24 protein-coding genes, 1 riboswitch and 1 other annotated feature are annotated in these 25042 nt (G+C 37.6%); of the genes, 9 read left to right on the top strand and 15 right to left on the bottom strand.

The window, feature by feature from the left end; translation table 11 throughout:
- The 14 genes from nadA to F823_RS0103065 form a co-directional block, all read right to left on the bottom strand.
- Positions 1 to 936 carry a quinolinate synthase NadA gene (nadA, locus tag F823_RS0103135; protein ID WP_002846493.1) on the bottom strand — a complete coding sequence of 312 codons (936 nt, stop codon included), beginning with the start codon at positions 934 to 936 and terminating at the stop codon, positions 1 to 3.
- A gap of 286 nt (positions 937 to 1222) precedes the next feature.
- A complete protein-coding gene (locus F823_RS0103130) occupies positions 1223 to 1858 on the bottom strand; it encodes a V-type ATP synthase subunit D (protein WP_002846492.1) in 636 nt (211 codons plus the stop codon).
- Position 1859: 1 nt separating this feature from the next.
- Complete coding sequence (locus tag F823_RS0103125) at positions 1860 to 3245, bottom strand: V-type ATP synthase subunit B (RefSeq protein WP_002846491.1); 1386 nt, start codon at positions 3243 to 3245, stop codon at positions 1860 to 1862.
- Positions 3238 to 5013 (bottom strand): V-type ATP synthase subunit A, encoded by a 1776-nt coding sequence (locus tag F823_RS0103120; protein ID WP_002843065.1) that lies wholly within the window; start codon positions 5011 to 5013, stop codon positions 3238 to 3240. Before F823_RS0103120 ends, F823_RS0103125 begins: the two co-directional genes overlap by 8 nt.
- Before the next feature lie 16 nt (positions 5014 to 5029).
- Entirely contained in the window at positions 5030 to 5353 is a 324-nt protein-coding gene (locus tag F823_RS0103115) for a V-type ATP synthase subunit F (RefSeq protein WP_002843068.1), read from the bottom strand.
- The gene (locus F823_RS0103110) at positions 5353 to 6354 is read right to left on the bottom strand and encodes a V-type ATP synthase subunit C (protein WP_002846490.1); all 1002 of its coding nucleotides are present in this window, start codon (positions 6352 to 6354) and stop codon (positions 5353 to 5355) included. The genes F823_RS0103115 and F823_RS0103110 overlap by 1 nt, the downstream gene beginning before the upstream one ends.
- Positions 6355 to 6364: 10 nt before the next feature.
- The gene (locus F823_RS0103105) at positions 6365 to 6910 is read right to left on the bottom strand and encodes a V-type ATP synthase subunit E (protein ID WP_002846489.1); all 546 of its coding nucleotides are present in this window, start codon (positions 6908 to 6910) and stop codon (positions 6365 to 6367) included.
- A gap of 37 nt (positions 6911 to 6947) precedes the next feature.
- The gene (locus F823_RS0103100; protein WP_019595369.1) at positions 6948 to 7433 is read right to left on the bottom strand and encodes a V-type ATP synthase subunit K; all 486 of its coding nucleotides are present in this window, start codon (positions 7431 to 7433) and stop codon (positions 6948 to 6950) included.
- Between the two features lie 186 nt (positions 7434 to 7619).
- Positions 7620 to 9530, bottom strand: a complete 1911-nt coding sequence (locus tag F823_RS0103095; RefSeq protein ID WP_019595368.1) for a V-type ATP synthase subunit I — start codon at positions 9528 to 9530, stop codon at positions 7620 to 7622.
- 64 nt (positions 9531 to 9594) lie between these two features.
- Positions 9595 to 9906: a hypothetical protein gene (locus F823_RS0103090; RefSeq protein ID WP_002846485.1), complete on the bottom strand. Its 312-nt coding sequence runs from the start codon at positions 9904 to 9906 to the stop codon at positions 9595 to 9597.
- A 548-nt stretch (positions 9907 to 10454) separates the two neighbouring features.
- The gene (locus tag F823_RS0103085) at positions 10455 to 11720 is read right to left on the bottom strand and encodes an amidohydrolase (RefSeq protein ID WP_002846484.1); all 1266 of its coding nucleotides are present in this window, start codon (positions 11718 to 11720) and stop codon (positions 10455 to 10457) included.
- A gap of 131 nt (positions 11721 to 11851) precedes the next feature.
- The gene (locus F823_RS0103075; RefSeq protein ID WP_002846483.1) at positions 11852 to 12694 is read right to left on the bottom strand and encodes a MetQ/NlpA family ABC transporter substrate-binding protein; all 843 of its coding nucleotides are present in this window, start codon (positions 12692 to 12694) and stop codon (positions 11852 to 11854) included.
- 184 nt (positions 12695 to 12878) lie between these two features.
- Positions 12879 to 13544, bottom strand: a complete 666-nt coding sequence (locus F823_RS0103070) for a methionine ABC transporter permease (RefSeq protein WP_002843022.1) — start codon at positions 13542 to 13544, stop codon at positions 12879 to 12881.
- Positions 13531 to 14595, bottom strand: coding sequence for a methionine ABC transporter ATP-binding protein (locus F823_RS0103065; protein WP_002846482.1), 1065 nt, complete (start codon positions 14593 to 14595; stop codon positions 13531 to 13533). The genes F823_RS0103070 and F823_RS0103065 overlap by 14 nt, the downstream gene beginning before the upstream one ends.
- A 136-nt stretch (positions 14596 to 14731) precedes the next feature.
- Positions 14732 to 14991 (bottom strand) — a binding site (T-box leader).
- A gap of 291 nt (positions 14992 to 15282) precedes the next feature.
- A riboswitch (Lysine riboswitch) is annotated at positions 15283 to 15459 on the top strand.
- A gap of 108 nt (positions 15460 to 15567) precedes the next feature.
- Between F823_RS0103065 and F823_RS0103060 the strand changes: the two genes are divergently transcribed.
- The 9 genes from F823_RS0103060 to F823_RS0103020 all read left to right on the top strand — a co-directional run bounded on the left by F823_RS0103060 (position 15568) and on the right by F823_RS0103020 (position 23991).
- The gene (locus F823_RS0103060) at positions 15568 to 16773 is read left to right on the top strand and encodes an aspartate kinase (protein WP_019595366.1); all 1206 of its coding nucleotides are present in this window, start codon (positions 15568 to 15570) and stop codon (positions 16771 to 16773) included.
- A 90-nt stretch (positions 16774 to 16863) separates the two neighbouring features.
- Positions 16864 to 17847 (top strand): aspartate-semialdehyde dehydrogenase, encoded by a 984-nt coding sequence (locus tag F823_RS0103055; protein WP_002846479.1) that lies wholly within the window; start codon positions 16864 to 16866, stop codon positions 17845 to 17847.
- Positions 17848 to 17987: 140 nt separating this feature from the next.
- On the top strand, positions 17988 to 18188 hold the full coding sequence (locus tag F823_RS0103050) for a dihydrodipicolinate synthase family protein (protein WP_002846478.1): 201 nt from the start codon (positions 17988 to 17990) through the stop codon (positions 18186 to 18188).
- A 22-nt stretch (positions 18189 to 18210) separates the two neighbouring features.
- The gene (gene dapD, locus F823_RS0103045) at positions 18211 to 18930 is read left to right on the top strand and encodes a 2,3,4,5-tetrahydropyridine-2,6-dicarboxylate N-acetyltransferase (protein WP_002846477.1); all 720 of its coding nucleotides are present in this window, start codon (positions 18211 to 18213) and stop codon (positions 18928 to 18930) included.
- 168 nt (positions 18931 to 19098) lie between these two features.
- Positions 19099 to 20256, top strand: a complete 1158-nt coding sequence (locus F823_RS0103040) for a M20 metallopeptidase family protein (RefSeq protein ID WP_002846476.1) — start codon at positions 19099 to 19101, stop codon at positions 20254 to 20256.
- 19 nt (positions 20257 to 20275) lie between these two features.
- On the top strand, positions 20276 to 21394 hold the full coding sequence (alr, locus tag F823_RS0103035) for an alanine racemase (protein WP_019595365.1): 1119 nt from the start codon (positions 20276 to 20278) through the stop codon (positions 21392 to 21394).
- Between the two features lie 22 nt (positions 21395 to 21416).
- A complete protein-coding gene (lysA, locus tag F823_RS0103030) occupies positions 21417 to 22712 on the top strand; it encodes a diaminopimelate decarboxylase (protein WP_002846474.1) in 1296 nt (431 codons plus the stop codon).
- A 167-nt stretch (positions 22713 to 22879) separates the two neighbouring features.
- Positions 22880 to 23431 (top strand): hypothetical protein, encoded by a 552-nt coding sequence (locus F823_RS0103025; RefSeq protein WP_002846473.1) that lies wholly within the window; start codon positions 22880 to 22882, stop codon positions 23429 to 23431.
- Positions 23432 to 23451: 20 nt separating this feature from the next.
- A complete protein-coding gene (locus F823_RS0103020) occupies positions 23452 to 23991 on the top strand; it encodes a hypothetical protein (protein WP_002842849.1) in 540 nt (179 codons plus the stop codon).
- A gap of 85 nt (positions 23992 to 24076) precedes the next feature.
- Here F823_RS0103020 and F823_RS0103015 read toward each other — a convergent pair whose 3' ends face one another.
- Positions 24077 to 25021: a sensor histidine kinase gene (locus F823_RS0103015; protein ID WP_002842974.1), complete on the bottom strand. Its 945-nt coding sequence runs from the start codon at positions 25019 to 25021 to the stop codon at positions 24077 to 24079.
- Between the last annotated feature and the right edge of the window lie 21 nt (positions 25022 to 25042).

The following is a 25042-nucleotide window of genomic DNA, read 5'->3' as shown; positions in this document are numbered from 1 at the left end:
TTAACTCATCTCCATCATCTTTATTAAAGGTGCTTTAGCATCTTTTATTAATCTTTCGTCGAGTATTACTTCTCCAGTCTCATCTCTCAATGTTAGATAAAGACTCTCTAAGTCTATTTTCTTCATATCTCTACAATCATTCATAGAGCTAGGTATTATAAATTCACTTTCTGGAGATACCTTCTTCATTTGGTGAAGAATTCCAGATTCTGTACAGACTATATATCCTTTTTTCTTAGTGGCTGCCACATACTCCAGTAGAGCCTTTGTAGAACCTACAATATCAGCCTCTTCAACTACAGATTCCCTGCATTCAGGATGCGCTAGGACATCATATCCATATTTTTCTTTTAAGTCCTTCACTTCTTTTATATCTACATGATGGTGGTACTTGCAGTATCCTTCATGGAGTATAAAATTCTTACCCTTCACCTGATTTTTAATATAGTTACCCAAGTTCATATCCGGCATAAAGTATATATTTTCGTTTGGCAAATTCGATACTATCTTCATAGCATTTGATGAGGTAACGCATACATCAGCTAGTCTTTTTACATCTGCATTGGTATTTATATAGGATACTATGGCTAGGTCTTCGTATTTTTCCTTTAAACCTGCTATTTGGTCATAATCTACCATATCTGCCATTGGACAACCTGCACTAGGAGCTGGTATCAAGACCTTCTTATCTGGGTTGAGTATCTTTGCACTCTCTCCCATAAAGCTGACACCGCAAAAACAGATTATCTTATTAGTAGACTCCTGTGCCATCTTTGCAAGCTGAAATGAATCTCCAACTACATCAGCTATTTCCTGTACCTCCCCTCTTGTATAGTAATGGGCAAGAATAAGAACATCTTTTTCTTTTTTTAGCCTCTCAATCTCTGTGACCAAGGCTTTACTATCCCCTAGTATATTTACTCCTGATTCGGTCATAAATGCCTCCCTTTTAATCTACAGTTCAACTTTATAAGAAACTGCACATCTTTTATAAAAATTATTTTTTGTATATTTATGTGAATATACTTATGTATATACACATAATAACTATATATTACTACACATCTAACAAAAATCCAACCTTTTTTAAATAATTTGTTGTAAAAGCTCCCAAGAAATAGACACTAGATGGATCAATCATCATAGTGCCTATTTTTATGTCAAATATAAACTTGTAAATAAAATGAACTGGCTAAATCAGCCAGTCCATTTTGATATATTATTATTGTTTTATCATATCCTTTACCTTCATCAGTCTAGTTATAGAACTTCTGTCGTTTTCTTCTAGTTTCATCCTGATATAGGTAATTGTCTCTTTTAACTGAGGTATTGTCATATATTCAAGAGCATTTACTCTTCTTCTAGTGCTCTCGATTTCGTCGGCCATTAGCTGACACGCCTTCTCTATCTCTGCAAGTTTTAACAGGTCTGGAAGTATGTCATACAGTTTCTTGACAGCTTCATCAAGTTCTGATGACGTTCCACCGAAACCATATGGGTATATGGCTGATGTGTCCTCTTGGTCACTCCTAGAAAAAGTCATCACCGGAACGTTTACGCTCATCAAGTTTTTAGTCTGTATATCCAGCTGTATACTTTCTTTTGATATAGCCAAGGCCTCGTCTAACATCTGTGATGAGTTCATAGATCTAGCCAATAGAAAATCCTCAAATGAGTCTGTAAGCTTAGCTTCAACAGATTCTCTAAGTCTCTTATTTTCCTTGATCATGGCTATAAACTGTCTCATAAGTTCGTCTTGCTTATCTTTAAGCAGTTTGTGACCCCTTTTAGATGTAGCTAGTCTTGCCTTCAACCTCGAAAGCTCCATTCTAGTTGGATTTACGTTTAATTTTGCCATATTAATCCACCTGGCTTTCCTCAGGTAAATACTTCTCGATATACTTGTCCTTTATTCTCTTTAATTCTGTTCTTGGAAGAATCTTTAGTAGGCCCCAACCTATATTCAAGGTTTCTTCTATTGTTCGGTTAGTTGTGTAACCCTGTGATACGTATATATTTTCAAATGCATCTGCAAACCTTGCAAAGGCCTTATCTGATTCTGATAGGGCAGATTCACCAAGTATTACCTGTAATTCCTTGGCTTCCTTACCTGCTGCATAGGCTGCGAACAACTGGTTCATAGTATCTGCATGGTCTTCTCTAGTCTTGCCATCTCCTATACCCTTGTCCTTTAGTCTTGATAGAGACGGTAGAACATCTATCGGTGGCATCATATTTTTCTTATATAGGGCCCTTGATAGGATGATCTGTCCTTCTGTTATATAGCCTGTAAGGTCAGGAATTGGATGTGTCTTATCATCTTCTGGCATTGTCAGGATAGGTACTTGAGTGATTGAACCTGGCCTGCCCTTTATCTTACCAGCTCTTTCATATAGTGTTGAAAGGTCTGTATATAGGTATCCCGGATAACCTCTTCTACCTGGAACCTCACGTCTAGCTGCTGATATTTCTCTTAGGGCCTCACAGTAGTTTGTAAGGTCTGTCAATATTACTAGGACGTGCATACCCTTTTCAAAGGCTAGGTACTCTGCACAAGTAAGGGCCATTCTTGGTGTAGATATACGCTCGATAGCCGGGTCATTGGCTAGGTTCATAAATAGAACTGACCTGTCTATCGCTCCAGTCTTCTTGAAGTCATCTATAAAGTACTGGGCCTCTTCGAATGTAATACCTATAGCACCGAATACAACGGCGAACTTGTCATCAGTTCCAAGAACCTTGGCCTGTCTAGCTATCTGGGCAGCTAGGTTGGCATGTGGTAGACCTGAACCTGAGAATATCGGTAGCTTCTGGCCTCTAACAAGGGTATTTAGCCCATCTATGGCAGATACTCCTGTCTGGATAAACTCAGATGGATAATCTCTTGCCACCGGGTTGATTGCTATACCGTTTATATCTAGCTTGTCTTCTGGTATTAGGTCTGGTCCGCCATCCTTTGGTTTACCCATACCGTCAAATACCCTACCTATCATATCTTCTGATACACTTAGGGTAAGGGGCTTGGCAAGGAACCTTACCTTAGAGTCCTTTAGGTTGATACCTGATGACCCTTCGAATAACTGAACCATGGCCTTGTCGCCATTTACTTCAAGGACTCTACCCCTACGGATTTCTCCGTTTTGCATCTCTATTTCAACTAGCTCTTCGTATTTAATTCCTTCAACACCATCTACCATTAGTAGGGGACCAACAATTTCTCTTATAGTTTTATATTCCTTAATCATCTAGTCCACCTCCCCTATTTATTAGTTCATTTATAACATCTGTTATTTCATCAGATATAAGATCTAGCTTATCTATATGAGCTTCTTCAGTATACTTGGCTCTAGCTATTTTCTCCCTAACTGGTAGGTCTAGTAGCTCACTTAGGTATACCTTGTTATCTAGGGCTCTTAAAGACTCTCTGTAGAACTTCAATACTAGGTCCAGCATCTTGTCCTGCTTTTCTAGGGATGTAAATGAATCGACATCCTGGAAGGCATTCTGCTGTAGGTAGTCTTCTCTAATTGACTTGGCTACTTCCAACTTTAGCTGGTCTGCCTCAGATAGGGTATCCTTACCTACTAGTCTTACGATTTCCATTAGGGATGTTTCTTCCTGTAGTAGGGCCATTGCCTGGGCCCTATTAACTGGGAATCTTTCTGATACATTTTCACCCATCCACTCATCAACATCTGGTTGGTATAGCGAGTATGAATCTATCCAAGATATGGCTGGGAAGTGTCTCCTATAGGCTAGGTTGGCATTTAATCCCCAGAACACCTTTACTATTCTAAGTGTAGCCTGTGATACTGGCTCAGATATATCTCCACCTGGAGGTGACACGGCACCTATTATTGTAAGGGCTCCCTCTCTATTATCGCTACCCTTACATATTACCTTACCTGCTCTTTCATAGAACTCTGCAGCTCTAGAACCTAGATAGGCTGGATAACCTTCATCACCAGGCATTTCTTCTAGACGACCTGACATCTCTCTTAGGGCCTCTGCCCATCTTGATGTAGAGTCGGCCATTACCGCTACTGAATATCCCATGTCTCTAAAATATTCAGCTATTGTAATACCTGTATATATACTTGCCTCTCTGGCTGCAACTGGCATATTTGACGTATTAGCTATAAGAACTGTTCTCTTCATTAGAGATTCGCCTGTATGAGGGTCAATCAGTTCTGGGAATTCATTTAGAACGTCTGTCATCTCGTTACCACGTTCTCCACAACCAACGTATACAACTATCTGAGCATCTGCCCACTTGGCGAACTGGTGCTGAACTACTGTCTTACCTGAACCGAATGGCCCCGGTACACAAGCAGTACCACCCTTAGTTACTGGGAAGAAGGTATCAACTACTCTCTGACCTGTTATTAGAGGAACCCTAGGAGCTATCTTTTCCTTGATCCTTCTAGACTTTCTTACCGGCCACTTTTGCATCATCTGAACTGACTTTATATCACCCTTGTCATTCTTTATAGTAGCTATATCTTCTATGATAGTAAAGTCTCCCTCTTCTACGATTGACTCTACAAGACCCTCTACCTGGTAAGGAACCATTACTAGGTGCTTGACTACCGGTGTTTCCTGAACATAACCAAGTACGTCACCTTCAGATACCCTGTCGCCTACCTTGGCCTGTGGGTGGAATGTCCATTTTATATCTCTATCAAGTGATGGAACTTCTACACCCTTAGTCAAAAAGTCTCCTGCAACAGCCCTGAACTTCTCTAGCGGTCTTTGTATACCATCAAACATATTCTCTATTAGACCAGGTCCTAGCTCAACGCTTAGGGGTTCTCCTGTTGTCTCTACTGGTTCTCCAGGTCCTATACCTGAAGTTTCCTCATATACCTGTATTGAAGCTTTATCATCACGCATTTCGATGATTTCACCGATTAGTTTAGAATTCGATACCTTTACAACGTCGTAAATGTTTGAATCCTCCATTCCTTCGGCTACAACTAGTGGACCAGATACTTTTACTATTTTACCTGCCATATGTCGCCTCTCCTCCTTATTTATCCGAGTTGGCAAAGATATTGCTACCTACTGCCTTTTCAACATTTTTATTTATTTCGCTCATTCCTATACCTAGGCTACCCTGGTTAGAAGGTATTAGTATTATAGCTGGAACTAGCTTTTTCTTATATCTCTGTATTGTTTCTTCTATATCCTTGGCTATCTGCTCTGTTACGAATATAAGACCGTATGAGTCATCGGCCATGGAATCTATTGCCTCTCTTGCCTGCCTAGCATCTAGCACAGGGTATACATCTATACCTATGGACTTGAATGCTAGGATGGAGTCCTTGTCTCCAACCGCTCCAATCTTATACATTATATATCACCCAGCCTCTCTCTTAGCTTGGCTGATGAGATCTTATTTAGCTTGCCTACTAATATAAGTCTTATCATTGAAATCTCTTTTTCCTTTGCCACAAGATAAGCAAATATAGGCTCTGGACCAAATGGTATAAATCTTGAATCTGAATTTAGCCTACTCAGATACACATCCTTCATTGAATCTACAACTGTCAGGCTACAACCACTCGCCTTGTAGTCATCTATGCACTCAACCAAGCTTCTTCCGATTTTTTCAGACTTAAGAGTAATAGCCAACCTATCAAATTCTTCTCTTGAAAGAGATATGAGTTTATTTACTGATATACCTCCTCCATCTACTAGAATTTCATTTAGGAAGTTTGTAGACTTGCCCATCTTGACTGCCCTTAGCATGGAAGATATATTATAAAAATCTATACTTGCGCCTACGTAGTCATTAAATAGGTCTATATCCAAAGATTTTGCTATGATAGATAGATGGTTATAATAAGCCCTATCCATGACTATATCTATCATCTGTGGATCAAGTGTATCTGTGTACTTTGCCTCTGCCTCTCTTAGGGCATTTGTAAATTCACTCTTAGTATCTGTAAAATGACCACTCTCAAACTGCAACTTTATCTTGTCTGGCCTGTTATCACTAGAATAGATAAAAAGATCATCCATATCCTTACCAGATACCTTGGCCTTGACCATCGTCTTTAGGTTGTGGTAGTCGTATTTAAGTGATAGTATCTCAAGTATTCTCTTGTCGCCACCCAACATTTCACTACCTGCCTTAAAGGCTCTTGTAGTCTCATTTTTAAGGAGCAACTCATAATCCCCCACACCACTTACGCCGTCAGCACTCTTGGCATAGTCAGTATCCATAAGTATCTTGAAGGCTTCGTCTGCATCCTTAGCGTCTATCATCTTGTCCAGTCTTGCCCTGTCGAGTAGTTTCTTTTCATAAACCCTCGCCATTACTACACCCTGGGCGTAATCTAATCTATCCATAAACTACCCCCTATTCAAAAAGTACCCTTGCTATTTTTCCCTGTACCTCGTCTTTTATGTAATCCATCTGAGTACTAAAAGTAAAGTTCTTTTCTATACCATCCTCTAGTTCAATAAATCCTGTTTCACAGAACCTATCCTCAATAATCTGAACCTGTGGGAAGGTTTCCTTTACCCTTGCAAATTTATCCTTCATAACAACTAGCTTGCTCTTATCTGAAAAACTAGCATTATTCTTTATATACTCAAGATACTTATCATCATCTATATTCTTTAAATCCTCAATAGCTGATTCAAAGACCTTGGCTATTGTCTCTTGCTTTGCCTTTAGTTCATTATCCCTTGCCTTTAATTTGGCATTTGACCTCAGTCTTTCTTTTAGGGTATCTGCTTCAGCCTTACCCTTTTCGACCAACTGATCATACTTGGCTTCAGCCTGGCTCTTAGATGTATCCTCTATCTTCTTTGCCTTTTCCCTAGCAAGTCTTAAGATATCATCTCTTGATCCTATAGCCTCTTCCAATATTTTATCGGTAAGCTTTTTTAGCTCTGCCATCTCATCACTTCCTTCTCTTTATAATATGCTCTTATTCCTAACCGAAAAACTTTGTGAAGTTGAAGAATAATAGAAGTGATATAACGAATGCTAATAGTGCATATGTTTCAACCATTACTGAGTAGATGATACCCTTTGTAGTCTGTGATTCGTTCTTTGCAAGGATTCCAACACCACTGGCTGCAACCTTACCCTGAGAAACCGCTGAACCCCAACCAACAAAACCTATCGGCATACCTACTAGGGCTAGGTACATACCCTGACCTAGACTCATGTCACCTGACAATTTTAATAATATTAATAGTCCTATAACGAAACCGTATAGACCCTGTGTACCTGGTAGAAGCTGTAAGATAAGTGTCTTACCAAACTTCTGTGGTTCTTCTGGAACTAGACCAGACGCTGCCTGACCAACTATTGATAAACCTTTTGCAGATCCAATTGCTGCTAGCAAGGCTGCTACAACACCTACTGCACCGAATACTACTCCACCGTTTTCTACTATCCAAGTTGCGAAATTCATAAATAAACCTCCTTGAGTCACTCTCTTTAATTATTATGCTTTATAAGCTAGTTTATTATTTCTGGTCCTGTATATTATACAGGTTGGACCATGACCTGTAGCCAAAATTCTTATTTGAAATCTCTATCAAAAATCATTCTTTACTTTCTTTATAATCTCTTTTTAAATCCTATCTTTTACTTTTAATTAATCCTCAAACTGCCTATCTAGGTTGATGTACTTGGCTTCTTTTCTAAAGAACCTAAAAGCACGACCACCGCCCTCGTAGAACTTACCGAAGAATTCTACGTATATTAGTCTAAGTGCATGTACATATGCTCCTAAACAAGATAGGAACAAGTTGAAAGCATGGAATAAAACTAAGATTATAATGGCTGCGACATAACCTAAAATTGTCTTGCCCCAAACCATTCCTGCTATCATATTTACCGCAAAAGCTATATAACCACCTGACATACCAAGAGCCATCAGACGAGAATATGATACAAAGTCGCCTATGTAACTAGATATACCATATACATTGTATAAGCCTGCTGCTATCTTAGGTCCTATACCCTTAGCACCTCTGGCACCACCAACTAGTAACATAACTATACCTATTATCATAGCGTACATACCTACCTGAGTTGCTACTGGTCCAACGACACCAAACTTTCCTATCAAAAAGACTATTATGCCACTAAGGGCAACGTACCATGCTATAACATCAAAAATCATATCCACTATTAGACCATCCCTAATCTGCATGTAGGCCTTGATAGCTAGACCATAGTAAAGGTGGATACCACCCATTATAATTGATATTACAAGTATAGTCATAAACTGCTGACTTAGGTCAAATAGTCTCCACATACCCGGTATTGCCGCCCCGAAATAAGATCCGTATAAGAAGCCCCATATCAAGGTAGATATACCTATAAGTTGGAAGAACTTGACATTCTTTCTCATGCTTGGTGTAAAGTTGCATAGCTTAAGTCCTAAAGTAGTAAGAACCAATAATACTGCCCCATATGCAAAGTCAGCCGACATCATACCAAAGAACAAGGCATATATCGGTGCATATAGAGGAGTTGGGTCTATTTCGTTGTACTTAGGTAGGGCATATGTAGAAGTTACTGATTCAAAGGCCCTCACCAATCTGTTGTTCTTGAGCATTATAGGCACTGAATCACTGTCCCTATCAACTTCTTCAAACTCTATAGTGTAGTCACCCTCACAAACATCAGATACAAGTTTTTCCAACCTAGCTATCTCAAAGTCTGGGCAATATCCCGTGATTGCGAATACATTGGAAGTATTCATAAAATCCTTCTCAGCCAAAGACCTAAGTCTCAAGTTCTGTAGGTATTCATACCTAAGCTTGAAGTCTTCTAATGCTTGCCCCTTACTTGAAAGCTTGCCCACCATCTCTATTTCTTTAATCTTCAAATCCTCAATTTCATCATTTAGTCTAGCTATATTATCAGCAGGTAGACCCTTTTCATTCAACTTCATCCTGTTGAAGTTGGAATATCTCATCAGCTCAAATAATTGGTCTAAATCTTCCTTAGCTGAAATAATAAAGTAGTAGTACTCTTCCTTATTTACACCCAACTTCTCAAAATAGGTATTTTCAAGTTTGGATAGACCTTCTTCAAAGGAATCTACTAACTTACCTGATACAGCCCCAACCATAGTATCAAAGTTTTTAAGTTTTTCCATATCATCAAAACCTACATCTAATTTAGATACTGGTTCCAATTCAGCTATCAACTCTTTTTTCTTTGCTATTTGGCTGTTAATAATGCCTAGATTATCGCCTATACCTCTGATTTCAGAGTATACGTGCTCGTAATCCTTAGACTCGACCTTGTCTTCTAGTTCTTCAAAGGTAAGATTTGGAAGGCCCTTCATCAAGGCCTTTAATCCCTTATCTGTCTTGGCGTACTTGGATACTAAGTCAATAACATAGTTAGATTTTGAAATCTCTTCATCATACATAGCAACCATTTCATCTACCTTGGGTCTTTTAAATGACCCAAGACTCTGGTCACTAAAATCCTCTTCCTCGCAGACATCTTCAAACTGAATATTTCTAAACACCTGCAAGTTTCTCAATAAAGTTTCCCGATGAGAGTTTAATGCTAAAAGGTGAAATTTTTTCATTTTTACAATAGCCATATTATTTCACTATCCTCTCTATCAGTATTTTCTTGGCTTCATCAAACCTATCCTGAGGAATCTCAATTATAGACCTGCATCTCTTGTCACTTTCTAGAGCTATGGAGTCCAACTCTCCCTTCATCTCTTCTTGTGCCTGAGCCTTTAGCCTATCACATTCAATCCTAGCCTTGATCGTAAGTTCCTCTAGGATTTTTTTAGATCTTTTGTCAGCAAGGATAGCCATTTCCTTGGCATCCTCTTTAGCTTTCTTTATCATCTGGTCGGCTTCCTTTTCAGCTTCGACCACTTTTAATAAAGCCTCTTTCGCCATCTTAGTTCCTCCTTTCAAACAAATTTCTTAATTTTCAGATATTAGTTGTTAATTATTTTACACCATTTACTTATTAAATTCAAGTACCTTAAATTTATACTTAAATTTCATTTTTATACCAAAATATACAAAATGTTTAAAATAAGTTAATAATAAAAATAGTTTATTATTAACTTACCCACAAAAATTAATTTGACTTATTTTTCTGAATTTTTCTGTACTGATACAAATCACTCTTATTAAGCCCAAATCATCATATATTCTTATTTTGAAAAACCAAATTGTATTTTAGTTGTTTTTTATGGTCATAAAATCAAAATATGTATTATTTAAACAAAAAGTTTTTTTTATTTTTTTATTTTTATAAAAAAGACTGGTTTTTCTAATAAAAAAAAGCCCTCTTAAACTTAATTAACAGGGACTTTTTATAATATGTTTTTTCTTTATTAAGTATAGTCTTTATCTATAGTTATTTTTTTGTCATTGAAAATGAATGTAATCATTCACTATATATTTTTTCTAATGACTCTTTTTGTTATATTTGAAAACTAAATCAATGTTTTAGTTACCAAATCTACATAAGATTGTGTCTCTATATACAGACATCTCTCATCTATATCAAATAAATTGTGGTGGTGTGGATATGAGTTTTTACTTGAAGATTTCGATCCCACCTTTATAAAAGTGCCCGGTACAACAGCTAGATAGTCAGCAAAATCCTCAGCTCCAAGAGACTTTTCAAGGTCTCTTATCACATTATCCTCACCAACAATTTGGTTTGCTATTTCTTGATAATATAGGGTTTTGTCCTTTTGATTTATAAGAGGTGCTGCAGCATCATAGTTTTCAAACTCTATAGAACAACCATGTATCTTTGCTGTAAGTTCTGCTATAGTTTCAACCTTCTCTAGGATGAATTCTCTGGTTTCCTGACTAAAAGCCCTGACAGTTCCTTCTATTACACCCTCGCTAGCTACTACATTGTACCTTGTTCCAGACCATATCTTTCCTATAGATATCAAGCCCTCATCAAGAGGACCTATCTGTCTTGATACTATATTTTGGAGTTCTAGAACTATGTTAGATGTAGCAACTACAGCATCCCTGCCCAAATGAGGCGTAGATGCGTGGGCACCTTGGCCTAGAACCCTTATCTTAAAAATATCACAAGATGCACTTTGGGGACCCTCTGTAACTCCTAATTTACCTACTTCTATATTAGATGCTAAATGGGTTCCAAATACAAAGTCAACATCATCTAGGTGACCTGCTTTTACAAACTGTCTAGCTCCAGCCCCTATCTCTTCAGCCTGCTGAAAGGCCAATTTTACTATCCCACCAAATTCTCCCCTTCTCCTATTAAGTATCTTGGCTGCACCAAGTAGGCTAGCAGCATGGGCATCGTGACCACAAGCATGGCATAGTCCCTTATTAATGGAAGAATATTCTATGTTCTTATCATCGTTTAACTCTAGGGCATCAATATCCCCTCTCAAAAGTATAGTCCTTACTCCTTTTACTCGTTGGTCTGTCAAAAGAGGAGACCCAGAAATTTCTCTTCTATCTCTTGATTCCAAGTCCTTCTCCCCCCTTATAATGGCTAGGGTTCCTGTTTGTCCTACACCTATATAGTCAATACCTTCCTTTTCCAACTCAGACCTTATATAGGCACAGGTATTATATTCTTTTAGGCTAGGTTCTGGATTTTTATGGAAATACCTCCTGTGCCTTACGACCTCATCATATATTTCAACTACATCCTCATCTAGGCTTATCTTTATACCATTTATCTCTTTTTCAATTCTCTTAGTCATAATCATTTCCTCCCTCTATTTCATCTATATTATTTGTATTTTTGTCTATTGCAACTGGATGACCACCATAGTATGGAGAGCATCCAGTCGTAGCCAATAACTTGGCTATCGACCTCTTTTAAAAAACTCGACTACTTATTTTCCCAAGCTGGAAATGATGACCCCTTTGAAGTTTCTTCTATAACTTTCTTTACGTCATCAGCCTGGTAGGCAGCTACTATCTTTTTGAATATTTCCTTGTCCTTGTCAGCCTTTCTTGCCACTATAATATTTATATATGGCTTAGAATTTTCGTTTACTGGTTCTAAGAACTTAGCATCCTTGTTTGGAATAAATCCCGCATCTACAGCCATTCCTGAGTTGATTACAGATAGGTCAACATCCTTCAAAGACCTAGCTGTCTGGGATGCATCAACAGGTGTAATCTTTAGCTTTTTAGGATTTTCTTTTATGTCATTTACAGTTGCTAGGTTGCCTGCCTTTTCATCTAACTTGATAAGACCTGCTGTCTGTAATAAGACTAGGGAACGTCCCTGGTTAGTTACGTCATTTGGTATTACTATACTTCCACCCTCCTTGATATCAGTCGGTTTTTGAAGTTTTTCTGAATATATTCCAAGCGGTGCTATAACTGTGTCCGCTATAGGCTCTAGGTCGCTTCCCTTTTCCTTGTTGTAATTTTCTAGGAATATCCTGTGCTGGAATGAATTTAAGTCTATATCCCCATTTACAAGGGCATCATTTGGTTGGTTGTAGTCAGTGAACTTTACTAAGTCAAGCTTGATTCCATCCTCTTTTTCAAGCTTCTTGGCTACATAGTCCCATACATCTGTATCGCTGCCTACAAGACCTATCTTTACTGTTTTCTTATCTGCTGAATCCGCCTTTTTTGACCCACATCCTACTGATGTAAGTGCTATTGCTCCAACTACTAATGTCAATGCTAGTCCTTTGATTATCTTGTTTGTTTTCATAATTTTACCTCTTTCTTATTATAATTTATAGTTTTTAATTTTATTGACGACTTATTTTTTTAACGATTTAGCCTTTCTTGATTACTTAGTTTTATTAACAACTTAGTCTTTATTAATTGCTTAGTCTTTATTAACGACTTAGCCTTTCTTGATTACCTAGTCTTTATTAATTACTTAGTCTCTATTAATGAATAATTCTTTTTATAATTACATTCCCTATGTATTGTATTACAAATACTATGACCAATATTATCATGGTAGACACTAGGGTCACATCGTTTTGGAACCTATTGAATCCTTGGGATACGGCCAAATTTCCCAGACCACCTGAGCCAACAGCTCCAGCCATAGCTGTCAGACCCACAAGGGATATAAGTGTAAGTTGAGACACCCTCACTAGACCTGCAAGGCCCTCTCTTAGGTAGACACCAAATATTATTTGCAGTGGTGAATCTCCCATGGACCTAGCCGCCTCTATTATACCCTTGTCCACTTCAACTAGAGAATTCTCAACCTGCCTTGAAAAGAATGGAACAGTTCCACATACAAGGGGTACTATAGCTGCTGTAGGCCCTATAGTGGTTCCCACTAAAAACCTAGTAAATGATGCCACAAGGGCTATGATTATGACAAATGGTATAGACCTTGTTATATTGACTAGCTTGTCTAGGACTGAGTATATTTTTTTGTTTTCAAGTATTCCTCCTTTCCCAGTGACTACAAGAGCAACACCTATTGCCAATCCCAAGATGCCCGCTATAAGAGCTGTGACCAGGGTCATATAAAGGGTCGCCCTCGTCTCGATTAGAAATTGTTCCTTTATAGCCAGTGAATTTTTAAAGTAGCTCATGTTTTACCTCCCTAAGATTTATTTCATCAACTATAGCTCCCCTGTCTGCTAGGTGGACTATAGCCTTGTCCAAGTTTATTTTTTCTCCTTCCAATATAAGCCCCAAGTTACCAATAGGTTGACCACCTATCACCTCTATATTGCCCCAGATTATATTGGATACTACAGAATAGTTTTTGAGTAACTCTGCCACAACCGGCTCCTGAGATACCTGACCAATATATACCAGCTTGACCAACCTCTTTGTAGGGCCTAGATTTTCGGTTACTGGTAACTTTTCAACCTCTGTTAGAAACTCGTCTGTATGGTTGACCGTCTGAATAAAATTCTTGGTCACCTGACTGTTAGGTCTAGCAAATATATCAAATATATTCCCCTCTTCTACAACCCTACCTAATTCCATGACAGCCACTCTGTTACATATGGATTTTACAACCTGCATCTCGTGGGTTATAAGGACTATTGTAATTCCTAGGTCCTTGTTGACCTTCTTCAGTAGTTTGAGGATCTGTCCAGTAGTCTGAGGGTCTAAGGCTGATGTTGCTTCATCACACAAGAGTATATCAGGATCGTTGGCAAGGGCCCTAGCTATTGCCACCCTCTGCTTTTGTCCACCCGATAATTGAGATGGATAGGAATCTGCCTTGTCTCCTATATCCACTAAGTTGAGTAGGTCTTGGGCCTTTTTCTTTCTTTGGACCTTGGATAGACTACTGTTTTTTAGGGGATAGGTTACATTTTCCAGAACAGTCCTTGAATTCATCAGGTTGAAATGCTGAAATATCATTCCTATCTTTTCCCTCTTTTTTCTAAGTTCCTTGCCATTCAAGTCCAGTATATTTTGTCCTCCTACTATGACCTTGCCAGATGTTGGCCTCTGAAGAAGATTTATAGTCCTTACAAGAGTAGACTTACCAGCCCCACTAAATCCAACTATACCAAATATATCTCCCTTTTCTATTTTGAGGTCTACCCCATCAACAGCCACAACCTTTTTATTATCCTGTTCAAACTCCACCCTTACATCTTCTAAACTTATCACTATACTCATCCTCCAATCTAATACTGACTACAAGTGGACTATAAAGATTTCCACCTTAGTCTTGTTAATTTTCAAAACTCAACTTGTCAATTTAAATTTAACTCTTAAAATTACCAATAAAAAAAGTCCCTTCCAACTATTAGTTGAAAAGGACGTCATGAACGCGTTACCACCTTTTTTCGAGATACCTTCACAAGTACCTCCTCATCAGGTACACCAAGTAAATCGAAAATATCTTCAAGTACTATCATACCCTAGCGCTATAACAGGCGCACCCGTCTGAGCCTAAATATCGACCCAGAGTCTCAGAGACCATGTTCACTAGCTTAATCTTCCTCTGCTCTCACCAAATGCAGATTCTCTGTAAAAAACGCTACTAGCTACTCTTCTCTTCAAAGACTTTATTTTTTGAAATTTATTATGTTTATGATTATATAGGCTACTAGACATATTGTCAACACTTTTTTGAAAATTTATTTTTGGTTTACTTTTTCTATTTTCTGTTCATATTCTAAATGCCTTGTTTTTACACGCTTTAAAAAGTAAATCACAATGAAAATTGATATTTTATTACATGCGTATTTTCTTTTTTCATGTTTTACATCCGGAAGTTTGCTGTCTGATAAATCATTTTTTTCAAAAAAATACCCTTTACAAATCCTAACAATAGGTCTATAATAAAACTCAACTTAATAATAAAAGGATAGAGGCGCAATCAACATCAGTAATAACAGACCATGTAGGCAAACTGTCTGTTGTAAAAGGGGCGATTGCCGAAATTAGGGTCACACTGCCTTGTGATTTTAGTTGGAACATTGGTTAATAGCCCTTGTTCTGTCATTATCTAGATGATAATGGAGAGCTAACCGCAAAATTACTAGTAATAATGATTCAATCTATATGATTGCCGCTTTTTATGCTATGTCAAGACAAATGCAGGTTTCCTCATTTGTCTTTTTTTATATGAAATTGGAGGATGTTATGGAAAATTTATCAGTTCTAAAATTTGGAGGTACTTCAGTAGGTACCATCCAAAAAATCAAGGGAATATCAGACTACTTGAGCTCAAGGGTCAAAAACGGTGAAAAACTAATAGTGGTTGTATCCGCCATGGGTAAGACTACAGACCACCTTCTTGAACAGGTAGGACAGATAACCAATAATCCTGATACAAGAGAACTAGACACCCTACTTGCTGTAGGTGAACAAAATACAATATCCCTAATGGCCATCACCCTTAACGATATCGGTACAAGGGCTAAGTCCTTGACAGGTATGCAGGCTGGAATCAAAACCTTTGGACAACACACTAAAAGCAAGATAAAAAACGTAGACACAGATTTTTTAGAGGACCAGCTAAGACAATTCGATATCCTTGTAGTTGCAGGTTTTCAAGGATTTAATGACAACAAGGAGATAACTACCCTAGGCCGTGGTGGTTCAGATACAAGCGCTGTAGCCCTAGCTGCTGCGATGGCTTGCCCTTGTGAAATATACACAGACGTAACTTCAGTATTTGGTACAGACCCTAGACTATACCCAGATGCAAAACCCCTATCTCAGGTCTCTTATGAAGAGATGCTAGAATTATCGGCACTTGGGGCTGGAGTATTGGAGACTAGGTGTGTTGAAATAGCTAAAAACTACAATGTACCCCTATATTTAGGAAAAACTTTATCAGAAACGAGAGGAACATGGATTATGGCAAATACAGATTTATTAGAAAAAAAGGTAGTAACAGGTGTAGCCCTGGACAATGATATATTACACGTAACACTTGTAGATAAGTATAAAAAGGCGAGTTTTGTACAGGACCTATTCGACCAGTTGGACCTATCAAGTGTAAATATAGATATGATCAGCCAAGTCTTGGTAGATGAAGGTATCAATATATCCTTCACTTGTAAAAATACAGACCAAAATTTCTTAGACAAGGCTCTTCAAGCTCTTAAAGAAAAATATCCTTCTATGGCTACTTCAATCCGTACAGACTGTGCCAAAGTATCTATAGTCGGTTCTGGTATGAGAGATGTCAGCGGTGTAGCAGCTAGGGCCTTTAGACTACTTGGTAAGAACTCTATCAACTTCTACCAAGTAACAACATCAGAAATATCTATATCATACGCAGTAGACAAGGAAAATGCAACTAAGACAGTTGGTCTATTGTGTCAGGAATTTGAAATATAATCAAGTTAAGATAAAAGTAGAGCTAAATTAAAAATAAGGAATATAAGATGAACAAACAATTAAATTATAAAAACAAAGGAGAAAAATTAAATGGCAAATTTTGCAATAGTTGGAGCAACAGGAGTAGTAGGAACAAAGATGATAGAACGCCTAGCAGAGTCAAATCTTGAGGTGGACAATATATATATGATGGCATCTGCAAAATCAGCAGGCAAAAAACTAAATTTTAGGGGCAGAGAGATTACAGTTGAAGAACTAAACGACAGCTCATTTGACAAGGATATAGACTACGCCCTATTCTCAGCTGGTGGTGATACATCCCTTAGATATGCACCTATAGCCGAAGCCCATGGAGTGATTGTAATAGACAATTCTAGTGCATGGAGGATGGATCCTGAAATAGACCTGGTAGTCCCAGAGTGCAATAGACCTAGTCTAAAGAGAAGGATAATAGCCAATCCAAACTGCTCTACAATCCAGTCAGTGGTACCACTTAAACCCCTAAATGATGCCTATGGTATCAAAAGGATAGCCTATACTACTTATCAGGCAGTATCAGGATCTGGTCTTGGAGGCATAAAAGACTTGGAAAACGGACAAAAGGGTATCGCACCAGAGAAGTACCCTCACCCAATATACAACAATGTTCTTCCTCATATAGACGTATTTCTAGACAACGGCTATACAAAAGAAGAGATGAAGATGATCCTAGAGACAAAGAAAATCCTTGAATTAGGAGATGATGTATCTATAACAGCGACTTGTGCAAGGGTTCCGGTATTTAACTCTCACTCTGTAGAGATAAATGTCAGCCTAAAAAAAGATGCCTCTATAGAAGATATCAGAGACCTTCTAAGAAAGGCACCAGGACTTGTACTAATGGATGACCCTCAAAACAACGTATATCCAATGGCTATAGATGCTACAGGCCATGACGAAGTATATGTAGGAAGAATCAGAAGGGACATATCACAAGAAAACAGCTACCATATATGGTGTGTAGCAGACAATATTAGAAAGGGAGCTGCTAGTAATGCAGTCCAGATAGCAGAATTATTAGAGGCCTCTAAATAAGCGGTCGCTCTAAAAATACTTGGAGAATATATGGAGCTAACTGGCTATATATTCCTCTAAGAAAAAATATATGACACTTAAAACATAAGAATAATAAATATGAAAATAAGGTAGATGGCTAATGGCCAGGAGGTAGTAAAATGACAAAATTATTCACAGGAGTAGCCACGGCACTTGCAACACCTATGACCCCTAATGGAGGTATAGATTATGATTCATACAGGAGGTTGGTAAACTTTCAAATAGATACAGGTATAAATGCCCTTATAGTGGCAGGTACAACTGGAGAGGGTTCTACCCTTTCAAAAGAACCCGGGCTATACAATTTTGACAACCTATAAAGACTATTAATAAGGAGATAATATGACAAAGGAATTTTTAACATCAGAAGAAATAATAAACTACATAGCAAGTTCAAAGAAAACAACACCTGTAAAGGTATACATAAAGGGAGACCTAGCTGGTGTATCTTATCCAGATACAATCAAGGTCTTTGGAGATGGCAAGGTTGCTACCCTATTTACAGACCTTGATAGCTTTGACAAGTTCTTAGAAGGCAATAAGGACAAGATAGAAGACTATATCCTTGAAAATGATAGGAGAAACAGTGCAATCCCCCTAATAGATATGACAAATATCAATGCTAGAATAGAGCCAGGTGCCTTTATCAGAGAGCATGCTGTCATCAAGGACAAGTCAGTTGTTATGATGGGTGCCATTATAAATATAGGTGCCGTAGTCGGTGAGGGAACTATGATAGATATGGGTGCTGTCCTTGGAGGCAGGGCTACAACAGGAAAGAATGTACACGTGGGTGCAGGTGCAGTACTTGCTGGAGTTATAGAGCCAGCCAATGCCAACCCAGTAGTAGTAGAAGACAATGTCCTAATAGGGGCCAATGCAGTCATACTTGAAGGGGTCAGAATCGGCCAAGGGTCTGTAGTTGCAGCTGGTGCTATAGTCACTGAAGACGTCCCAGCAGGAAGCGTGGTAGCTGGTGTTCCAGCCAAGATTATCAAGAAGACCAACCAGGTTGAGGGACAAAAGATAAGCATAATAGATGCCCTTAGGTCCCTAGATTAATAAAAACTCAGGCCTAGATTCATCAATAGGGTCAATATAGAATTAGAAAAATATATCTAGAGAATGGTTATAAATAATATATATACAGAATACAAAATATATAATAGAGAATAAATAAAAGAATAAAAAATAAATAATGAATAAAAAAGAAAAGAGAATATAGAGTATATGAGATTCACAAAAGTGGAAGATATAATCAGGTGGAGACGTCATATCCACCAAAATCCTGAACTATCAAAAGAAGAGTTCAAGACAACAGAATACATAAGGGAAGAACTAAGGTCCATGGGGCTTGATTATGAAGAGGTCGATGGTATGCCTACTGCTACTATAGCCTACATAGGGACAGGTATGGACAGCGCAAAGACCATCCTACTTAGGGCCGATATAGATGCCCTTCCAATAAAAGAGGAAAACGACATAGATTTTAAATCTTGCAATCCGGGAGTTATGCACGCTTGTGGCCACGATGCCCATGCTGCTATGCTACTAGGGGCAACACGTGAAATTCTAGGCCTTAGGTCAGATGGTAAATTAAAGAACAACGTCCTAGTAGTATTCCAGCCTTCAGAAGAGTCTACAGGTGGAGCAAATGTACTTATAGACTCCTACCCCTTTGAAAAATACAGTATAGATGCAAGTTTTGCCCTACATATAAATCCAGACTTTGAAGAGGGAGTAATAGCGACTCGACCAGGCCCTATAATGGCATCTTGCAACGAATTCACAGTCAAGATAGTCGGAAAGTCAGCTCATGTAGGCATCAGGGAAAATGGAATAAATGCCATAAACGCAGCAATCCAAGTCTACCAGCAGTTTCAGACAATACCTACCTATGACCTAGATTCAAAACACACCAACATAATCCACATTGGCAAAATGAATGTAGGAGAAGTTATGAACTCAGTTCCAACAAATGGCTATATGGAGGGTACCATCCGTACCTATGATATGGATGACCTTGAAATATCAAAAAAGAGAATGCAGGAAATATGCCAGGGGGTTGAGCTATCGACAAGAGCTAGTATAAACCTACATTTTGAAGATGGCTACCCTGCCCTACTAAACGATAAGGACCTAATCGACTTTGTAGCAAGTACAATTGAAAAGTCCGGGGCAAGGTCCTATATCATGCCAGATCCCTACCTATTAGGAGAAGACTTCTCATTTTTCAAAAATGTATCCCCTATATCCTACTCTTTTGTAGGTATAAGAAACGAAGATCTTGGCTATACTTCTGGTCTTCATACACCTTGGCTTCAGATGAGAGAAGAGGCCCTAGTATACGGTGTAGACTACCTAGTAGAGATAGCAAAGACCTACTAGCCATAGAGGAGGTTACAATATGCAAAAAATCTACAATAAACCTGAGTCTAACCCTAGACTCACAATAGACCTAGATGCCCTACACAAAAACGCCCGCCACCTAATAGGTATGACAGGAGGTGGGCTTATAGCCGTAGTAAAAAATGACGCCTACCATTTCGGACTTGAAAGAGCAGTAGAAACCTTCTACCAGGCGGGGGTCAGGTTTTTTGCTACAACTAGTCTTAGAGACTCTATACGTATAAGAGAGCTCTATGATGACGTAGATATATTTATGCTTAATCCATGTAGAGACTTTGATAGCCTAAGAGACTACTCGATCACAGCTACCCTTGTTAGTCTAGATTTTCTAAGGGAAAATAAGGGCTCTATGCATGATATATCCTACCACCTAGAATGGGCTGGTCAAATGAGGAGGTCAGGTTGTAGGTCAAAAAAAGAAGTATTAGAAACAATAAGACTAGCCAAAGAATCAAACATAAAATTAGACGGTATATGGACCCACTTTTCTTGGGCAGATGAATTCGACCAAGAAAACTCCTACGAAAAAGAAAAATCAGACTGGTTAGATATACTGGAGTCTGCCCAGAAAATCCATAAATTTAAGGTTGTTCAGGCCCAAAACTCAGCCTCACTCCAAAGGGATGGCTTGTTGGATAATCACAGCCATGCAAGGGTTGGTATCAGCCTATACGGTTGTCCACCCTACAAGAGAGCTGACCTTACAAACAACCACCATGCACTGACACTTTCAGGTTCCATAATATCAATCAAGGACCTTGAAATAGGAGAATCAATCGGCTACTGTTCATCCTTCAAGGCAGACAAAAAATCAAGGGTGGGTGTCATCAATATAGGTTATGGAGATGGCCTTCTTAGAAAAAGGGTTATGGGTCATGACGTTCTTATAAATGGCAGAAGATACCCCCTAGTATCTATGATGATGAGCCACACTATTGTATTGCTAAACGAAGATGATAATAGTGTAAAAGTTGGTGATCAGGCTATTTTTTACGGTCAAGATATACCTGTATACGAGTATACTTTCAAGGGAGTCGGAGCAAATTCCGAACAGATATCACCTCTTAACTTCCAGACTCTTGATCTAATCTACCTACCAGTAAAAAATAGACTTTGAACAGGCTTTAGAAAGGAATAATATGCAACTACACGGAAATTCAAAAATAAATCAGAATGGTCAACTTGAGATTGCCGGCATCACCAGTATGGACCTAGTAGACCAATATTCTAGCCCCCTATTTGTATACGATGAAGACCTAGTCACAAACCAATGCAGAAGGTTTCATAGTGTGCTTGAAGGCTCTGGCCTAGACTACCATATATCCTATGCCAGCAAGGCCTTTATCTGCAAGTACCTTGTAGGGATTATGGCTGAAGAAAATATGGGCTTGGACGTTGTGTCGGCTGGAGAATTATACAATGCCCTGAGTGCAGGTTTTGACCCTCAGAAAATTCACCTACACGGAAACAACAAGACGGACTTTGAGATTGAATATGCCTTGAAGGAAGACATAGGTTGCTTTGTCATAGATAGCTTTGACGAAGTAAAAAGGCTAAACCAAATTGCAGGTCAAATGTCTAAAAAGCCTAGGTGCCTACTAAGGGTTACACCTGGTGTAGAGGCCCATACCCATGAGTATATATCTACTGGAAGTACCGATTCCAAGTTTGGTCTTAATATAGACAATGGACAGGCATTTAAAGGAGTTGCAGACATACTCCAAGCAGAAAACCTAGACCTTATAGGTATCCATTTTCATATAGGGTCTCAGATATTTGGAACGGAAGGAACTAGAATGGCTGTAGACAAGGTATTTGGGTGGTTCGCTAAACTAAAAAAAGACCTAGACTACACACCTTCTGTCTTGAATATTGGTGGAGGATTTGGCATTAGGTACACAGATGAAGACCTGTCATATCCTATAGAAACAGCCCTTGATGAAATCATCAGCTACCTAAAGGATTCATCTAAATCCAACAATCTTCCAATACCTCAATTATGGCTAGAACCAGGTAGGTCAATAGTCGGAGAGGCCTGCACTACCCTATATAGGATTGGAACTATCAAGGAAATACCTGATGTAAGGACCTATGTATCAGTAGACGGTGGTATGAGTGACCATATAAGAACTGCCCTTTATCAGGCAAAATATGAAGTTGCTCTAGCCAACAAGATGACTGCACCTATATTCGGACTATATACACTGGCAGGAAAGTGCTGTGAGTCAGGAGATATCATAGCATACGATGTAAAACTCCCAATGCCTGAAATTGGAGATATAGCTGCTGTGAGCTGTACAGGAGCCTACCACTATTCAATGGCGTCAAACTACAATCAAATGCCAAGACCAGCAGTAGTATTCGTAAAAAACGGCACTTCCAAGCTAGCTATCAAAAGAGAGTCAATGGAAGACCTGATTAAAAACCAATTATAAATATACTTGAAAAAATATTAATTTTTTATTAAAAATATTTACATCATATACTTTTAAATATATAATATACTCAAGTAGCACTACTTGAGTATATTATATATTATTTTGAACTGAAACATATTTTACTTAATATAAAATATGTTTCATCAATAGAAAGTGGAGGTAATATGAAACTATTTACAAAAAAGACTATTTCTTATTTACTAATTATATCAATGATACTTACTCCGTTTACAACCGCGCACGCTAATGAAGATATCAGTCAAAATGATATGATTGTTGAGCAAAATAATACTCCAGATGTAGAAGTATATGATACTGGAATAAAAATTAATGGAACTTTTTATACTAAGGATGAGTTTTCAATATTATTAAAATCATCTAGGGAAATTCCTATACGACAAAAAAGAACTGCTCTTACAATTCCCGCCGCAGCTGGTGCTTATTTTATTCCTGGTGTCGGTCAGGTATTGATCACAACCACAGGAATCGTTATCTTGGCAGGGGCAACCATTGCCACTGGTACTTGGGTATCAAATAGAATTATTAGCTATTTCAAAGAACACACTAAAAACAAACGAAAGAGTACACATGATAAACATACAAAACCTCGTCCAGGAAGATCCAATGAAAAGAAAAAGATCCTAAAAAGGGTTGGAAACCAAAAAATCAAAAGAAACCTCAGCAACCTAGAAAAAGAAAGAAACACTAATTTATAAATACTTTATGGAGGTAATTTATGAACACACAATTTAAAAAAAATTGTTTGATGGAAATATATACCGAATGTGACGAATCATTTTTGGTTGGATTTTATTTATCTAGTTTTGACGAATATTCTTTATTTCATTTACTGGATGAACAAGGTAAAATAGATGGCATATATTTGATAAAAAATAAATTTATAAAAAATACTAACTACGAAACAGAATATTTAGAAAAAATAAATTTATATGCTGAATTTTGGAAAATCAACTCTGATAAGAACATCTTTAATATTGGATTAAAACAAAAAAATATTTCAAATATTGGAGATATCTTGAAATATATAAAAGAAAATAAGATTATATCAAGTTTTAAAATAAACAAGAAAAAATATATAATAACGGGATATATAAAATCTATCAATAAAACAAATATTGAAGTGCAAGAAATAGATCTAGAAACAGCTAAAGAATTTGAAACAACTTCTTATTTTCTAAAAGATAATATTTTGTTAATAGAAATAGATAGCGTAAATAATAGATTATTAGATTATGCCCATCTAAAAAATCATTAGTCTGAGTACATAAAATTTTTTCTGTAAATTTGCCGGTTAAACCTATTAATTTTGCCCCCCTATGTTTAGGGGGGGGGAACACCGGTTAATTATCATCATTTTTCACACATAAACTAGACCCTAAAAAATCGATAGTTACTGTAAACATTCCATCTTTTACATCAACCCTGATATAACCGTCCATTTTTTCAATTAATTCTTTAGTTATAGCTAAACCCAATCCCGTAGACCCACTATGTCTTGATGCATCAACCTTATAAAATCTATCAAATACTCTTTCTACATCTATCTTTTGAGATTCATCAATTCCATTTGCTATTTTGAGTCTTGTATATCTCTTTTCAGTATCTTTGCACTCAATATCTGACAAACTAATCTCAAGTCTTTCATTACCATGTAGAAGTGAATTTCTAAATAAGTTATCCAATATCCTAATTGTAATCTGCCTGTCCCCATATATAAAAATGTTTTCCTCAAGACCATGCAAATCAACATCTATATTTTTTTCTTCCAGTTCCTCATAAATGTGGGTAAGATTTCTAAATACCAACCTACTCATGTCTATTTTTTCGTATACCAATTCAAGTTTTTTCTCCTGTAACTTTGCATATAGATATAATTCATCAAAGATATACTTCATAGCCTCTGTACGCTCTCTTATCAGAGAAATATACTCCTCTTGTTCCCCATTCATATCTGTATCTTCTAACAATTGAACATACCCATCTATGCCTGCTAGAGGCGTTCTTATGTCATGTGATAAATTTATAACAGCCTCTCTTACTATGGTATTTTTATTTCTAACTTCATAGCTATCTTTCCTATATTTTTCCAAAACACAATTAATGGAATTTATCAGTCTACTTATCTCCTTACCTGGACCTATGCTCGTTATTTTTAGATTAGAATCCTCTCTTTCTAAAAACGCAAGCTGACGACAGATATAGTCTATCTGTCGTCTAAATGCTATCAGGTAAAATATTGAAACCATACTTATTATTAAAATTATAATCAACAAAAACAGTATCATATACTTCCCCCCAAAAATTTA

It is taken from the genome of Peptostreptococcus anaerobius VPI 4330 = DSM 2949 (assembly GCF_000381525.1).
Classification (GTDB): domain Bacteria; phylum Bacillota; class Clostridia; order Peptostreptococcales; family Peptostreptococcaceae; genus Peptostreptococcus; species Peptostreptococcus anaerobius.
This window is presented reverse-complemented; position numbering and strand designations above follow the sequence as displayed.

Coding starts and splice junctions, on each gene's coding strand:
- F823_RS0103060 (WP_019595366.1), top strand. CDS start 15,568: ATGGAAAATTTATCAGTTCTAAAATTTGGAGGTACTTCAGTAGGTACC.
- F823_RS0103020 (WP_002842849.1), top strand. CDS start 23,452: ATGAACACACAATTTAAAAAAAATTGTTTGATGGAAATATATACCGAA.
- dapD (WP_002846477.1), top strand. CDS start 18,211: ATGACAAAGGAATTTTTAACATCAGAAGAAATAATAAACTACATAGCA.
- F823_RS0103120 (WP_002843065.1), bottom strand. CDS start 5,013: ATGGCAGGTAAAATAGTAAAAGTATCTGGTCCACTAGTTGTAGCCGAA.
- F823_RS0103065 (WP_002846482.1), bottom strand. CDS start 14,595: ATGAGTATAGTGATAAGTTTAGAAGATGTAAGGGTGGAGTTTGAACAG.
- F823_RS0103085 (WP_002846484.1), bottom strand. CDS start 11,720: ATGACTAAGAGAATTGAAAAAGAGATAAATGGTATAAAGATAAGCCTA.
- F823_RS0103105 (WP_002846489.1), bottom strand. CDS start 6,910: ATGGCAGAGCTAAAAAAGCTTACCGATAAAATATTGGAAGAGGCTATA.
- F823_RS0103040 (WP_002846476.1), top strand. CDS start 19,099: ATGAGATTCACAAAAGTGGAAGATATAATCAGGTGGAGACGTCATATC.
- nadA (WP_002846493.1), bottom strand. CDS start 936: ATGACCGAATCAGGAGTAAATATACTAGGGGATAGTAAAGCCTTGGTC.
- F823_RS0103070 (WP_002843022.1), bottom strand. CDS start 13,544: ATGAGCTACTTTAAAAATTCACTGGCTATAAAGGAACAATTTCTAATC.
- F823_RS0103125 (WP_002846491.1), bottom strand. CDS start 3,245: ATGATTAAGGAATATAAAACTATAAGAGAAATTGTTGGTCCCCTACTA.
- F823_RS0103050 (WP_002846478.1), top strand. CDS start 17,988: ATGACAAAATTATTCACAGGAGTAGCCACGGCACTTGCAACACCTATG.
- F823_RS0103130 (WP_002846492.1), bottom strand. CDS start 1,858: ATGGCAAAATTAAACGTAAATCCAACTAGAATGGAGCTTTCGAGGTTG.
- F823_RS0103015 (WP_002842974.1), bottom strand. CDS start 25,021: ATGATACTGTTTTTGTTGATTATAATTTTAATAATAAGTATGGTTTCA.
- F823_RS0103025 (WP_002846473.1), top strand. CDS start 22,880: ATGAAACTATTTACAAAAAAGACTATTTCTTATTTACTAATTATATCA.
- F823_RS0103100 (WP_019595369.1), bottom strand. CDS start 7,433: ATGAATTTCGCAACTTGGATAGTAGAAAACGGTGGAGTAGTATTCGGT.
- lysA (WP_002846474.1), top strand. CDS start 21,417: ATGCAACTACACGGAAATTCAAAAATAAATCAGAATGGTCAACTTGAG.
- F823_RS0103110 (WP_002846490.1), bottom strand. CDS start 6,354: ATGGATAGATTAGATTACGCCCAGGGTGTAGTAATGGCGAGGGTTTAT.
- alr (WP_019595365.1), top strand. CDS start 20,276: ATGCAAAAAATCTACAATAAACCTGAGTCTAACCCTAGACTCACAATA.
- F823_RS0103055 (WP_002846479.1), top strand. CDS start 16,864: ATGGCAAATTTTGCAATAGTTGGAGCAACAGGAGTAGTAGGAACAAAG.
- F823_RS0103075 (WP_002846483.1), bottom strand. CDS start 12,694: ATGAAAACAAACAAGATAATCAAAGGACTAGCATTGACATTAGTAGTT.
- F823_RS0103090 (WP_002846485.1), bottom strand. CDS start 9,906: ATGGCGAAAGAGGCTTTATTAAAAGTGGTCGAAGCTGAAAAGGAAGCC.
- F823_RS0103115 (WP_002843068.1), bottom strand. CDS start 5,353: ATGTATAAGATTGGAGCGGTTGGAGACAAGGACTCCATCCTAGCATTC.